At 41.6% G+C, this 13,234-nt stretch carries 14 protein-coding genes and 1 pseudogene; 13 read left to right on the top strand and 2 right to left on the bottom strand.

Annotation, left to right across the window (positions count from 1 at the left end; translation table 11 throughout):
• The first annotated feature begins 51 nt into the window (after positions 1–51).
• From LQ247_RS07450 to LQ247_RS07430, 5 genes are read left to right on the top strand one after another with little or no spacing between them, the layout of a single operon-like run.
• Complete coding sequence (locus LQ247_RS07450) at positions 52–756, top strand: lantibiotic protection ABC transporter ATP-binding protein (RefSeq protein ID WP_023857699.1); 705 nt, start codon at positions 52–54, stop codon at positions 754–756.
• 11 nt (positions 757–767) lie between these two features.
• Entirely contained in the window at positions 768–1,526 is a 759-nt protein-coding gene (locus tag LQ247_RS07445) for a lantibiotic immunity ABC transporter MutE/EpiE family permease subunit (RefSeq protein ID WP_026580431.1), read from the top strand.
• Entirely contained in the window at positions 1,526–2,293 is a 768-nt protein-coding gene (locus LQ247_RS07440; RefSeq protein WP_023857701.1) for a lantibiotic immunity ABC transporter MutG family permease subunit, read from the top strand. Before LQ247_RS07445 ends, LQ247_RS07440 begins: the two co-directional genes overlap by 1 nt.
• Before the next feature lie 13 nt (positions 2,294–2,306).
• Positions 2,307–2,975, top strand: a complete 669-nt coding sequence (locus LQ247_RS07435) for a response regulator transcription factor (RefSeq protein ID WP_023857702.1) — start codon at positions 2,307–2,309, stop codon at positions 2,973–2,975.
• Positions 2,966–4,324 carry a sensor histidine kinase gene (locus tag LQ247_RS07430; protein WP_145929768.1) on the top strand — a complete coding sequence of 453 codons (1,359 nt, stop codon included), beginning with the start codon at positions 2,966–2,968 and terminating at the stop codon, positions 4,322–4,324. Before LQ247_RS07435 ends, LQ247_RS07430 begins: the two co-directional genes overlap by 10 nt.
• 117 nt (positions 4,325–4,441) lie before the next feature.
• On the opposite strand, the gene LQ247_RS07425 is transcribed toward LQ247_RS07430, so the two are convergent.
• Positions 4,442–6,178, bottom strand: a complete 1,737-nt coding sequence (locus LQ247_RS07425) for an ABC transporter ATP-binding protein (RefSeq protein ID WP_025810869.1) — start codon at positions 6,176–6,178, stop codon at positions 4,442–4,444.
• Between the two features lie 195 nt (positions 6,179–6,373).
• Between LQ247_RS07425 and LQ247_RS07420 the strand changes: the two genes are divergently transcribed.
• From LQ247_RS07420 to LQ247_RS07390, 8 genes and pseudogenes are all read left to right on the top strand, one after another.
• Positions 6,374–7,018 carry a DsbA family oxidoreductase gene (locus tag LQ247_RS07420; protein WP_039073117.1) on the top strand — a complete coding sequence of 215 codons (645 nt, stop codon included), beginning with the start codon at positions 6,374–6,376 and terminating at the stop codon, positions 7,016–7,018.
• Between the two features lie 73 nt (positions 7,019–7,091).
• Entirely contained in the window at positions 7,092–7,511 is a 420-nt protein-coding gene (locus LQ247_RS07415) for a hypothetical protein (protein ID WP_145624763.1), read from the top strand.
• A gap of 66 nt (positions 7,512–7,577) precedes the next feature.
• Positions 7,578–7,754 (top strand): annotated as a pseudogene (locus LQ247_RS22285) (hypothetical protein); the annotation flags it as partial.
• A gap of 4 nt (positions 7,755–7,758) precedes the next feature.
• Positions 7,759–8,898, top strand: a complete 1,140-nt coding sequence (locus tag LQ247_RS07410; protein ID WP_231005836.1) for an erythromycin esterase family protein — start codon at positions 7,759–7,761, stop codon at positions 8,896–8,898.
• Between the two features lie 196 nt (positions 8,899–9,094).
• The gene (locus LQ247_RS07405) at positions 9,095–9,232 is read left to right on the top strand and encodes a hypothetical protein (RefSeq protein WP_153247060.1); all 138 of its coding nucleotides are present in this window, start codon (positions 9,095–9,097) and stop codon (positions 9,230–9,232) included.
• A 235-nt stretch (positions 9,233–9,467) separates the two neighbouring features.
• Positions 9,468–10,337, top strand: a complete 870-nt coding sequence (locus LQ247_RS07400; RefSeq protein WP_039073120.1) for an aminoglycoside 6-adenylyltransferase — start codon at positions 9,468–9,470, stop codon at positions 10,335–10,337.
• A gap of 63 nt (positions 10,338–10,400) precedes the next feature.
• A complete protein-coding gene (locus tag LQ247_RS07395) occupies positions 10,401–11,348 on the top strand; it encodes an aminoglycoside phosphotransferase family protein (protein WP_231005835.1) in 948 nt (315 codons plus the stop codon).
• A 22-nt stretch (positions 11,349–11,370) separates the two neighbouring features.
• Positions 11,371–12,078, top strand: coding sequence for a YjjG family noncanonical pyrimidine nucleotidase (locus LQ247_RS07390; RefSeq protein WP_020449940.1), 708 nt, complete (start codon positions 11,371–11,373; stop codon positions 12,076–12,078).
• 144 nt (positions 12,079–12,222) lie between these two features.
• Here the strand turns inward: LQ247_RS07390 and LQ247_RS07385 are convergent, their stop codons facing one another.
• A complete protein-coding gene (locus LQ247_RS07385) occupies positions 12,223–13,116 on the bottom strand; it encodes a LysR family transcriptional regulator (RefSeq protein ID WP_231005834.1) in 894 nt (297 codons plus the stop codon).
• Between the last annotated feature and the right edge of the window lie 118 nt (positions 13,117–13,234).

Genomic DNA, 13,234 nt, shown 5'->3' with positions numbered 1-13,234 from the left:
ATTTTTTATTGCTAAACTCCATTTATAAAGACGAAAAGGAGTTATTTGAAGATGAATAATGAGTATATCTTGCAAACGAGGCACTTAACCAAGAAATACAAAAAATCGACCATTTTAAACGGTGTATCAATTAATGTAAGAAAGAACACTGTTTACGGCCTTTTGGGTCCCAACGGGGCAGGTAAGTCAACGACGCTAAAAATAATATCCGGTTTGCTCAAACAAACATCAGGAGAGGTAATTTTCAATGGAAATCAGTGGACAAGGAAAGATTTGATTTATATCGGATCTTTAATTGAAAATGCTCCGCTTTATGGGAATTTAACTGCTATAGAAAATCTTGAGGTGATAAATACGATTCTTGGCCTGCCAAAAGAGCGAATTCAGGAGGTTCTTCAAGTTGTTGGGTTAACAAATACGGGAAGTAAAAAAGTGATGAATTTTTCTATGGGAATGAAACAACGACTTGGCATTGCCCTTGCCATTTTGAATCGTCCCAAGCTATTAATTTTAGATGAGCCTACTAATGGATTGGATCCTATTGGGATTCAAGAATTAAGAGAATTGATGGCTTCATTTCCGAAGCAGGGAATGACCGTTCTTTTATCCAGCCACTTGTTATCGGAAGTTGAACATTTAGCTGATGATATCGGCATTATCAGCAATGGAATACTCGGTTATGAAGGTAAATATCATTCATATGATAACTTAGAAAATCTATTTACAGATGTTGTACGAAAGCATAGAGCCCAATAGGAGGTTACCGAATGTATTTATATTTAAAATCAGAAATGATAAAAACAAAAAGAACAATGATTAGAAAAATGTTGTTGGTGATACCCCTAATATGTTCCATTCTTGCACTAGGTTTTAATTTTCTAGGCGGCCCGGATATCGTAAGGCTGAGTGTAGAAACGATCATTAATCATTGGGGAATATTATGGCTATCCGTGTTCGTAGCCCTTTCCACTGGGCTTTTAAATAATCTCGAAAAAAAATCGACGAATTTTAAAACGATTATTGGCTTACCAATAGATCTTCAAAAAAAGGAAATAAGCAGAGTTTTATTTACAACTGGATTAATGGGGCTAGGGTCTCTTCTGTTAATAATTTTTATAATCCTAACAAGTTTGCTGGTTAATACAAGTCCATATTTGGTTTCACTTTCTTCTTGTATTTTAGCGGTTACCTTAATGTTTATAGCTTCACTATGGCAGATCCCGTTTTGCTTGTGGCTTTCTAGAAAAACGAATCTTTTTATCACCTTACTGTTGAATAGCATGCTTAATTTAAATTTAGGTTCAGTTTTTGCTCCTACGGGAGATTGGTGGTTTGTTCCATACAGCTGGCATTTAAGAGTGCAAATGCCTTTAACGAAGCTACACTCTAATGGAATCCCTTTGCCGCAAAATGATGAACTTCTGAGCTATTCAGTTATTCCGACTGCTCTTGTTTTAAGCCTTACATTTTTTTTCATACTGACATTGATTACTGTTAGGTCTTTTAATAAACTTGAGGTGAAATAATGCTGCAATTTTATAGATGTTTTCTTGGCGAATGTAAAAAAAGAAAGCGAAGTATATTTTCATTATTACACTTAAGCATTCCGCTCGTTTTATCTGGTGTTTTGGTGATGTACTTCTTATTCAGGAATGTACCCGTAGGTCCGGAAGCAAGCTATATCATTTTTTTCGAATTAATAGGAGTAGGTACACCGGTCATCATTTCGATTATTTGTGGTCTGGTGGCCGATTCTGAAAACGAGGCAGGCCATTTTCAAAATATACTTGGATTAATTCAGAGCAGAACCGTTTCATTCACAAGTCAAACAACAATGATGATATTCTCTTATTTTGCTGCGATGTTTTTAACGATATCAATCTATACCCTAGCTCTGAAGCACCTGATTGGAGTAGGTGAAGTTAACTTTACTCTCTACTATTTAACAGGTATAATTTTTGCAGGAACTTCCATCTTTCAATATTTCTTCTATCAATTCGTTGGTTATAATTATGGGATAGGAATGTGCAGTATATGTGGGTTTGGAGGAGTGATTATCGCAGCTCTGTGCTTGACCACAATAGGAGATAAAATCTGGTGGCTCCTGCCTTGGGCTTGGGCAAACCGATTCGGTGAATATGTAATGGATTATTTGAAAATGACAGGTGTAAAACCGGTTGGAAATTCTACACTTGTAATGGGAGGTTATTCTTTTTTAATTATGACAACAGGAATAATTCTTCTAAGTATCGTTTGGATAAATAGGTGGTCCGGAAAAAAAACAAACGATTAAAGGGTGGTTCAATTTGGCCAAAATCTTGGCGGTTGATGATGACGCTGCAATTCTAAGACTGGTCAGGAAAATGTTGAGTATAAAAAAACATGAGGTTACAACTTTGCAAAGTATTAAAGATATCACGATAGAGGAGTTAAATAAATATAATCTCATTTTATTAGATGTCATGATGCCAGATGAAGATGGATTTAAAATATGTGAGAAGATTAGATCTTTAATTGATATACCGATCATCTTTATGACTGCCAAAAGTGATGAATCTTCAATAATTAAAGGTTTATCCATTGGCGGAGATGATTATATTGTAAAGCCATTCAGCATTCATGAAGTGAATGCACGTATTGAGGCCCATTTAAGGCGGGAAGCAAGGCCGAAAAAGGATACAAAAAGTGTATTTATCGATGGTGACATCCTTATTGATTTGGAAGCAAAAAAAGTAATGGTGAAAGGGGAGGAAGTAAACTTTACTAAAACTCAATACAAAATTTGTGAACTGCTCGCATTACACAAGGGGAAAATCTTTTCCAAAGAAGATATTTATGAGTCTGTCTATTCAATAGAAAGCGATTCTCAAATTTCAACGGTTGTTGAACATATCAGAGTGATAAGGAAAAAAATTGCCCAGTTCAATTTAGCCCCTATCAGTACGGTCTGGGGTGTAGGGTATATATGGGAATAAAGAATACGTTATCGGTTTATTTTATTAAATGGATTACAAAATTAGGTTTTGCAGGTTTGTTTATTTTGACCCTGAATATTGGATTCGTGACTTGGGGAATTAATCATCATTTTTTCCTTCCGGCAAATGAACCGATAAAAAAAGCGGAAAAAATACAGAGTAAAGTTGAAAATGCCAATTATATTGATCACAGCATCATTCCTCCAGAACTGGATTATACTATTTTTAATAAGCAAACAAACAAAATTGTAAAGAGTAATATGAGTTCCAGAAATAAACAAAGATCAATAGAAGCTTATCTGCATCCTAGTAAGGATAGAATGAGCTCTTTTATAAGATATGACAGTCGATATGAAAGCATTTTGATTCATTATAGCTTGAAAATCCAGTTTGCAAATATTGAATTAAGAAAGGTATTTCCGAACCCTGGCGTATGGATATCAGTTTTTTCAATTTTAATTTATTGTGTTTATTTAGTTTGGAATATAAGAAGTTTTTCTCGAATTATTGTCCAAGAAAACCAAAAGCTTATTCAAGTAGCCCGTAAAATAAAAGAAAGAGACTTAAATATCGAATTTCCGCGAGTTCGATTTAATGAGTACAAAGATGTAATGGGCGCAATGGAGAGTTTATCGGAAGCACTTGTTAAATCCATTCAGAAGGAAATTGAGATTACCAATTCAAAGTCAGAACAGATCAGTTATTTAATCCACGATATAAAAATTCCACTGACTGTGATAAAAGGGAATATAGAACTTTTGGAGACAATGGGAGATGAGGATGCTAAGGAAAATTTTAGCGACATTATGAATTCTATACAGCAGATTGAAGGATACATTCAGGAAGTTATCGATATCAACCTGGACAACAAACAAGACAATACGAATATGGAAGAAGTATCTGTAACCGATTTCTTGTGCAAGCTGGAAGCCGAAGTTAAAAGCTTGGGTAATAATATCATTGTCGAAGATTGGACACATAAAGAGGCTACTAGCCTTTATATAGACGTAATCCTGCTTATTCGAGCAATAAATAATATTGTATTAAACGGAATAGAAAGAACGCCGCCGCATGAAAAAGTGCAAATGATCGTCAAGCAGGATAAAGACCGTATTCAATTTGTTATCATCGATCAAGGACCCGGTTTTTCGGAAGAAGCTCTAAAAAAAGGTACTGAGCTTTTTTACACTGAAAACTTTGGACGGACTAATAACAGCCATTATGGATTAGGATTAACGTTTACCGAAAAGGTAATCAAGCAGCATAATGGAAGAATGAAGCTTAGAAATAATGCCAACAACTCTGGGGAGGTACTGGTAGAATTACCGATTCTATCGAGAAAGGGATAATACAAAAGATAAGTTCATTTTAATGACTAAAAGAGAATACTTGACAGCTTTTGTGTGAAATTTTAATTTTAAAGTGTCCCGAATCCTCGTTCGGGACACCCTTTTATATTTTTGAGACTATGTCAACTGCCGCTCCGCAAACTCACGATACAGCGCATGCGAAGCAATCAGCTCGTGGTGCCGCCCCCGCCCTGTGATCTCGCCTTTTTCGATAAATATAATTTGGTCCGCGTTCACGATTGTCGATAGCCGGTGGGCGATGACGAAGGTGGTGCGGCCTTCCATGAGGCGGGCGAGCGCCTGCTGGACGATGGCTTCTGATTGGCTGTCGAGGCTGGCTGTCGCTTCGTCCATCATTAAAATTTTTGGGTCACGCAGAAAGGCGCGAGCGATGGCGATCCGCTGTCTTTGTCCGCCGGACAGCTTGACGCCGCGTTCGCCGACTTCCGTATCAAGCTGCTCTGGAAATTGTTTAATAAATGTGTCGGCATAAGCCATTTCCGCGACTTTCCACAGTTCTGGATCGTCAATGCTGTCGGCGTAGTCCAAGCCATAGCATAAGTTCTCACGGATGGTGCCGGATATCATCGGGCTGTCTTGAGATACGTAGCCGATCTGGCTGCGCCACGATTTCATCGACAGTTTGTTGATCGGTGTTTCCCCGATGTTAATGGCCCCTGAGTCCGGTTCGTAAAATCGTTCCAAGAGGCCGAACATCGTCGTTTTTCCGCCGCCGCTCGGACCGACAAATGCAATCATCTGCCCGGGATCGACGTCGAAAGATACCTCCCGCAAGACAGGCTCGTCATCGCCGTAAGAGAAAGATACATTCTCGACATGTATCGGAAGATTGGAGATATCCATCTCAAGCCCTTCCTGGCCCTCTTCCTCTTCAGTATGCAAAATCTCGATGATCCGCTCTGTTGCCCCTTTTGCTTTTTGCAGCTGAGTGAAAAACATTGTGAACGATGTGATCGGGAAGATAATTTGAAACAGATAAAGCAAAAAGGCGATCAGCGAGCCTGCCGACATCGTCCCCTCAGAGACGCGGATGCCGCCGTAGCCGATGATGGCGACGATCACAATCATAATGACAAGGTGCATAAACGGGGAGACGAGCGCGAATATACGGGCTTCCTTGAGGCCGTATTGAAAGAGCTTCGAAATGCCTGATAACCCTTTCATTTTTTCTGTATGCTCGGCGTTTGATGCTTTCATCAATCGGATTTCGCTCAATGTCTGCTGGACATGTCCGGTGAAGGAAGCTGTTTCATCCTGCAGCGTTTTGGAGATGCGCTGCATTTTCATACCGAGCGGGATCATGATGAAGGTCGTGATCGGAACGGAGATCAGCATGAGCAGTGTCATTTTCCAGTCCATGATCAGCAAAATGATTACCGATCCGACAATGGTGATGATGCCGGAAACAAACTGCGGAAAATGGTCGGAAATCAAGCTTTCAACAATGCCGGTGTCATTGACAACGCGGCTGACGGTTTCACCGCTCGTCTTTTCGTCAAAGTAGCGGACAGGCAGGCGCAGCAGCTTGAACCACATGCGCTCGCGCAGGGAAGCGACCACTTTTTGCCCGGCATAGGAAAGAAAATAGGTCGAAAACCCGTCGCAGACCGCTTGAACAATAAAAACGAGCGCAAGGATTCCCGCTAAGGCCAGATTGATCGAATGGACGGAAAAGCCGTCAACCATTTCCCTTGTCAACAGTGGAATGGACAGGCCGACCAATGTAGTGACGAGGCTTGCGGCCAAACCGACGGTTAAAGCCAGCCTGGGGACGCCGGATGTGAGAATCATGGTGAAAAACGGTTTCATGCTATTGTTGTTTTCTGTTTTCATTTGATAAACTCCTTATCGATATAATGTCAAAGAAGTGGATGGCGCAAGCTGTAACTCATCATATTACGATATACACAGCAGAAAGTTCCCGATCATTGCCGATTTTAGCTTCATGCTAAAAAGATTGACAGGAGAGATAATTGTAACTATTATTGTTACATATAGTTGATTGCATATATGAAAGGAAGAAAAAACATGACGATAAATATTAAAGTATATTCCGATTATGTCTGTCCATTCTGTTTCCTCGGAAAAGACCAATTCGAAAAAGCGATCGAAGGCAAAGATGTGGAAGTCGAGTGGCTGCCATTCGAACTGAGGCCGCGTCCATCGGAGCAGCTTGATCCGTTAAACGACCCGTCCAAATTGGCAATGTGGGACGGCGCCATTAAGCCGCGAATCGAGGCTTGGGACGTCAACATGAAGCTGCCAAACGTCTCACCGCATCCTTATACAGATTTGGCTCATGAAGGCTATCACTTTGCAAAAGAACACGGTAAAGCGAAAGCGTACAATGACCGGGTTTATCAAGCCTTTTTCCAGGAAGATCAAAATATTGGCGACATCGACGTATTAACAGCGCTGGCTAAAGAAGCCGGACTGGATGAGCAGGCTTTTAAAGAAGCTTTAAGCTCCAGAACATATCAGGACGTGCAGCGGAAGGCGCTCCAACACGCTTACGAAGAAGCAGGCATTACGGCCGTTCCGACATTTATCATTGGCAATGAACGGATCGCCGGGGCCGCTGCGAGGGAAGTGTTTGAACAGGTGATTGAAAAAGAAAGCAAACAAAAGCCTGCAGCCGGCTTGCAGTGCGACCTTGACGGAAATAACTGCTGAGCAGGAAAAATGAGCGATTTGAAGAACCCTTTAATAGGGTTCTTTTTTATACCGGAAAGAAGAGGGAAGACAGTTGACACTCCATCATTTTATTGCAGCCGATCAGGAGCTTCCGCTGGGGAGTTTCCTGGATCAAACAGAAGAAGGTTTGATTAGCATCGATGAGCTTGATCAAGGGTACGAAATGATCAAAACAAAATTCAGCAAGCCGTTTGTGTATGAGGCAACCGGCTGTTTGCATAGACCCGGAAATGGTATACGAGCGCTATTCAGCTATATCAATTCAAATATTGCCGATGGCGAAGATATTGAAGTTTACTCTTGCTGGGACGGTGAGGAAGACAGAGAAAAAGACGACCGCTTAGACTTTTTTATTGATCTAAAGGCTCTTCAGCTGGGCAAGCATGTCAAGCTGGATAAAAAGAAATACATCGATGAAATTGCAGGCATGTTTTATTTTGAGGAGCGGCAGCTGGTCAAGATTCGTAAATAAAACATTTGCTGGCGCAGGGTTTTCACACCTTTTTTCGGCCGGTTCATTTAGATGTTCAATCAGTGCACGCGCATTGTCATAGCTCACAGGCTAAGTACGATTAAGGATGCAGATCTCATATTAGTGCTAAAAGACGGAGAGATTCAAGAGATGGGCAACCATTTACAATTGATTCGCAACCAAGGGTTTTACACCAAATTGTACAATTCAAACAATGACCAAGCGATTGTGGGAGGAGGCTAAAACAGTGAATGATTTATTTGATGAAATAAGAGATGAGTCGATTAATATTGGGGGGATTGATGGTTACAAATTCGGCTCCTTAAAAGAGATATTGCGAAATAAAAGATTTGTATTTCTTGGTGAAAGCAGCCATTGCGTCAAAGAATATATTGAGGCGAAGGCAAGCTTGATCAAATATCTGCATCAGGAATTAGGATTTCGTATTCTTGCTTTCGAAAGTGAATTGGGAGATTGCAGCATAGGAAATTATCTTTCAGAAGAACTTAGTGCCAAAGAAAATATGTCCGGTTCCATCGGGAAAGTTTGGCAAAACGAATTTATGCTTGATTTGTTTGAGTATATGAAGGAAACTCAACAGCGGCAGCCTTTGCATTTAACAGGCGTTGATGTTCAGCAGAGCATGGATAAGCACTTTTCCTCCTACATGCGTTCGCATTTGACAGGGGATCTCAGGAAAACGTTTGTAACATTTGATACGCGTACAAATGAGATGCTCGATAAAGATTATATGTTAAAGCGGCGTTTTAGGAAAACAGTAGAAGAAATTGAAAGAATAGGCCAAGGAATGATAAGGGAGCTTGAAAAACAGACTTTCCCCTCTGCTATGCTTCGTGATGTCGTGTTACAGACGATGAAAAACAGACTCAATTATTTTAAGGCGAATTTTACAAAAGGTTTTTCAAAATTGTTTGAATATCGTGATGAATTAATGGCGAAGAATCTTGAATTTTTATCTCAGCATGTTTATCCTGATGAGAAATTTATCATTTGGGCTCACAACCTTCACATCAAAAAACAAAGCAGCGTCAATCGGTTTTCACCATATCGATCATTTGTAGAAAACCTTCCGGAATTTATGAAAGAGGACAGTTTTGTTATTGGTCTTTACGCGGGAGAAGGAAGAATGGGTGACAACCAAGGAGGCGATCATCCTATCAAAAAAGTTAACAAAAAGCACATGGAGTGGCTGCTCAGCAATTCACCCCATCCCAATTTTTTTATACCATGTGCTTCAAAGTGGGGGGAAAAAAAGTGGAAGGCTTTTGAGGGAGGAGGCTTGCGTATTTCTTTCAAGCCGGTTCAACAGTATGACGGAGTTTTATTCTTTAAAAAAGTAACCCCAGCAGTTGTTAATGTTGAATAGGATGTTGACGGGTTAAGCATAACCTCTAAGGTGAAGATCTCTGCTTATAGGAATTTTTTGTTGGGAAAAGAACTTTTTCGTTATATTAAATTGCTGGTGGCGGCCAAAGGGAGGAAAACTGAAAGCTGTTTTTTTGGTTTTCAATGGTGAATGGGATTATTGCATAGAGTGCACAAGTCAGACCCAGGGTAATTTCATGGACGTATTAACTTTTGGTAAAGGCGTTTATCAGGACATCCATGAAAAGATATGTTCGGCAGATGAGGAAGGGAATCCTGTTCCCGAGATGCCGGAGATGGTGGTTGAGGAGAAATATGAAGAACTCCAAAGGTAAATTGGTAACGCGTTCACAGTTTCTTGAGAGGAAGATCTTCAACAAATCATGATAAAGGGATGGCCGAAGGCTTTTCTTCACAGCTGGATCGCCTTGAAGACGATCTGAAAGCCATTCGTTAAAAGAGGGAGGGTATATTGATGACGACGTTTCCTGAGCATTTCATATAACCACGTAATCGCGGACCTCCTCATCAAGTTTTTCTATAACCATTAAAAAGAGGAGGTTGATATACATGCGTACAGAGCAGGAAATCATCGATTTGGTGCTGAAGGTCGCACGGGAGGACGACCGCGTTAGAGCGGTCGGTATGAACGGTTCGCGGACGAATCCGAATGTTCCGAAAGACCCTTTTCGCGATTATGATATGGTCTATGTTGTAACAGATATGCAGTCTTTTCTTGATGAGCCGGGCTGGGTTGACGTTTTTGGGGAGCGGATCATCATGCAGACGCCGGAAGCGATGGAGCTGTTTCCGAATGAGCTTGGCAACCGCTTTTCTTATTTGATGTTATTTACTGACGGTAGCCGCATTGATTTGATTCTTGTGCCTCTTGAAGAAAAGCTGGAATACTGCCGGGAAGACGGATTAACCGTGATCCTGCTCGATAAGGATCAGGACCTGCCCGTTATCCCGCCGCCGACGGATCGGGAATATTGGGTGCAAAAACCGTCCCCGCAATGCTTCGCCGACTGCTGCAATGAATTTTGGTGGACGTCGACATATGTGGCCAAAGGGTTGTGGCGGCAGGAAATTCTTTATGCACTCGATCATTTAAACCTCGTCAGGGCCATGCTGCTGAAAATGCTCGAATGGAAGGTCGGTTTTGAAACGGGCTTTTCGCTGAGCATAGGCAAGAATGCAAAGTTTCTTGATCGCTATGTTGATCGAAATACGTGGGAAAGGCTTTTGGAGACGTATCCGCCAGCTGATTATGAGCGTGTATGGAACAGTTTGTTTAAGATGTGGGATCTGTTTGAAGAGACAGCGGCAGCAGTCGCTGAACATCTGGCTGAACAATATCTTTTCGCAGAAGCCGAGAAAGTCAAACAGTACGTGAGACGCGTTCAGCAGCTGAAGCCTGATGCAAAGGTAATTGACTAATCAGATGATGGCCGCACTCCCGGCAGGTGAGCCGGGAGTGTGTTTTTTGCGGAGGTGAACGCCATGTTCAGTCTTAAAAAAATATTGAAGGAGCATTATGGAATCGACAGTGTGAACATTTCTCCCGAGCAAGGGGGATGGACAGCACTCGCTTATCAAGTAACCGATGGAAAAGCCGCTTTCTTTCTAAAAGTGTATGATAAAAATAGGGCATCGACAGCGAAATGGACGGCTCTGATTGATGATTATATGCCTGTTCTCAGGTGGCTGAGTGACCGCACCGCTCTCAGCGGGAAACTGCCTGTGCCGCTTTTAACAACAAATGGAGAATACAAGTGCGAAGATGATGATGCGGTTTATGTGCTTTATGAATACATCGCCGGGGAAACCATTGGTGGCCGGCCGCTCGGCAAAGGCTGCGCGAAGAAGCTCGCCAGCATCATAGCGGAGCTGCACCGATATGACGAGACGATCCCGGTGAAGACAGAAAGAATAAAAGAAAACTATGATATTTCGTTTTTAGGCGAGATGAAACAATGGCTTGATCACCTTCCTTGTGAGCTGGCGCCACTCATTCAACCCTACATCGGATCAATCCGCGAGATGATGGAGGCAGCCTTGTCCCTGGCGGATGATTTGAAATGCAGCGACAGAAGATTGGCTTTGTGCCATACAGATATTCATGGATGGAATATGATGAAAACGGGCGGGGAATTGATTTTGATCGATTGGGAGGGCTTGAAATTGGCCCCTGTTGAAGCGGATCTGATGTTTTTTGCCAATCAACCGTATGTACAAGAGTTTTTGCGGGTTTATCGCGAGACTCATAAAGGGTTTGAAATTGATCAGAACGCATTGCGGTTTTATCAGATCAGGCGAAGACTGGAGGACATATGGGAGTTTACAGAGCAGCTGGCGTTTGACATTCAGACAGAAAAAGAAAAGGCAGAGACGATGAGCTTGCTGAAAAACGAGCTTGAGGCCATAGAGGACAGCAAGATCGACTGTTAAAAAGCTAAATGGAGGAACATCTGTGAAAAATTATCGTACTTTATTTTTTGATGTGGATGACACACTATTAGACTTCGGTGCAGCGGAAAAGTCAGCACTGCGGAAGCTTTTTCAGGAACAGCAAATTCCTTTAACAGCTGAAATAGAAGCGAATTATAGACGTATCAATCAAGGTTTATGGAGGGCGTTTGAAAAAGGGGAGATAGACCGCGGCCAAGTGGTCAATACGCGTTTTTCCCTTTTATTCAAAGAATATGGTCTAGAGGCTGACGGCGTTTTGCTTGAGGAGAAGTATCGCAGCTTCCTTGAAGAAGGGCATCAACTGATAGACGGCGCTTTTGAATTAATTGAAAGCCTGCAGGATCAATATGATTTATATATCGTGACGAACGGTATTTCAAAAACGCAGTATAAGCGTCTGCAAGCTTCGGGATTATACCCGATGTTTAAAGGGATTTTTGTTTCAGAGGACACCGGTTTTCAAAAACCGATGAAAGAATACTTTGATTACGTTTTTGAACGAATTCCTCATTTTTCTGCCGATCAAGGGCTGATCATCGGGGATTCATTGACAGCGGACATAAAAGGGGGGCGGCTGGCCGGATTGGATACATGCTGGATGAATCCAGACATGTCAGCGAATCATACGGACATTGAGCCGACTTATCAAATTCAAAGGCTTAATGAACTCCAGCACATTTTAAATCATGGAAAAGTACCTTCGGCCTGATTGCTGCCGATACGAGTAAAGAACGCGATGCTTGACTGGCTCAAGTCATAAAGAAAGCTCTCGCTTTTTGCGAGAGCTTTTTTGAAGTATTTATGATCTGTTGACCTTGAAAACGCCTAACCCCTGCTCAGTCACAACTGCCGGCTAAGGCCTATACGAAGCCGTTTGAATCATTTGAATAAAGTTGCTGGCGGAAGGAGCAAGGTGATCATCTCTTCTAATGCATAATGAAATAGGATTTTTTAAATCGACTTGTTTGACATGAACCCGCGCTATATCTCCCCGGTCAATATATTCGTTTACTTCAAGAGAGGATGTGAAAGCGACTCCATAACCTTCCATAACCGTTCTGATCGTTTCATTCAATCCGTTTATTTGTATACCTATTCTGGGTTTGTCGACATGATGCAATGTGCATAAAGAAATTAATTTCTCCCGGGAAAGACTTCCTTCTTCACGAAAGATAAACGGTTCTTTCACCACTTCTTCCAATGTCGTGTACTGTGATGCAAGCCTATGATTTTTATTGACGACAAACAGCATGTCATCTTCTAAAAGCAGCGTCCCTTTTATGAAAGGATCGAATTCCGTTGTCCCGCCGATCAGGCCAATGTCCGCTTCATAGTTGATCAGCTGTTCACAAGCTTTTTGAAAGTTCGTTGTCGTGATTTCAACTTCTGTCTTGGGAAATTGCTGTTTATAGCGGCTGAGCCATCTTGGCAGCAAATAATTGGCGGGGAGGAAGGTGGCGGCAATACGCAGTTTTCCAATTGACCCTTCCCTTAACTGTTCCACGTACAATTCAATTTCTTTTTCAAGTGAAAACAGCCGCTTTGCCTGTTTTGCAAGCCCTGCGCCGGACTGTGTCAGCAGAATCCCCCTGCCTTTAGGAACGAATAAGGTACAGTCGATCTCGCGTTCTAATTTCTTAATTTGCGAGGTGACGGCAGGCTGGCTGATGTTTAGCTGTTTGGCAGCTTGGGTGACGCTGCCTGTTTCCGCGACCGAATAGAACAATCGCAGTGCATGAAGATTCATATTTCACACCTCTATTTATAAATAAAAGTTATCAATATCAAATAAAGATATATTAGAGTTATCTAAATACTTTTACTATTATAAAGTTGAACAACATGTTTTACAAGAAAGGAGAAAC

It is taken from the genome of Bacillus sp. BS3(2021) (assembly GCF_021043345.1).
In the GTDB taxonomy this organism is placed as follows: domain Bacteria; phylum Bacillota; class Bacilli; order Bacillales; family Bacillaceae; genus Bacillus; species Bacillus paralicheniformis.
This window is presented reverse-complemented; position numbering and strand designations above follow the sequence as displayed.

What these genes read in the sequence shown, in the direction of transcription:
- LQ247_RS07420 (WP_039073117.1), top strand. Translation starts at nt 6,374, where the DNA reads ATGACGATAAATATTAAAGTATATTCCGATTATGTCTGTCCATTCTGT.
- LQ247_RS07445 (WP_026580431.1), top strand. Translation starts at nt 768, where the DNA reads ATGTATTTATATTTAAAATCAGAAATGATAAAAACAAAAAGAACAATG.
- LQ247_RS07395 (WP_231005835.1), top strand. Translation starts at nt 10,401, where the DNA reads ATGTTCAGTCTTAAAAAAATATTGAAGGAGCATTATGGAATCGACAGT.
- LQ247_RS07400 (WP_039073120.1), top strand. Translation starts at nt 9,468, where the DNA reads ATGCGTACAGAGCAGGAAATCATCGATTTGGTGCTGAAGGTCGCACGG.
- LQ247_RS07405 (WP_153247060.1), top strand. Translation starts at nt 9,095, where the DNA reads ATGGACGTATTAACTTTTGGTAAAGGCGTTTATCAGGACATCCATGAA.
- LQ247_RS07450 (WP_023857699.1), top strand. Translation starts at nt 52, where the DNA reads ATGAATAATGAGTATATCTTGCAAACGAGGCACTTAACCAAGAAATAC.
- LQ247_RS07440 (WP_023857701.1), top strand. Translation starts at nt 1,526, where the DNA reads ATGCTGCAATTTTATAGATGTTTTCTTGGCGAATGTAAAAAAAGAAAG.
- LQ247_RS07385 (WP_231005834.1), bottom strand. Translation starts at nt 13,116, where the DNA reads ATGAATCTTCATGCACTGCGATTGTTCTATTCGGTCGCGGAAACAGGC.
- LQ247_RS07425 (WP_025810869.1), bottom strand. Translation starts at nt 6,178, where the DNA reads ATGAAAACAGAAAACAACAATAGCATGAAACCGTTTTTCACCATGATT.
- LQ247_RS07430 (WP_145929768.1), top strand. Translation starts at nt 2,966, where the DNA reads ATGGGAATAAAGAATACGTTATCGGTTTATTTTATTAAATGGATTACA.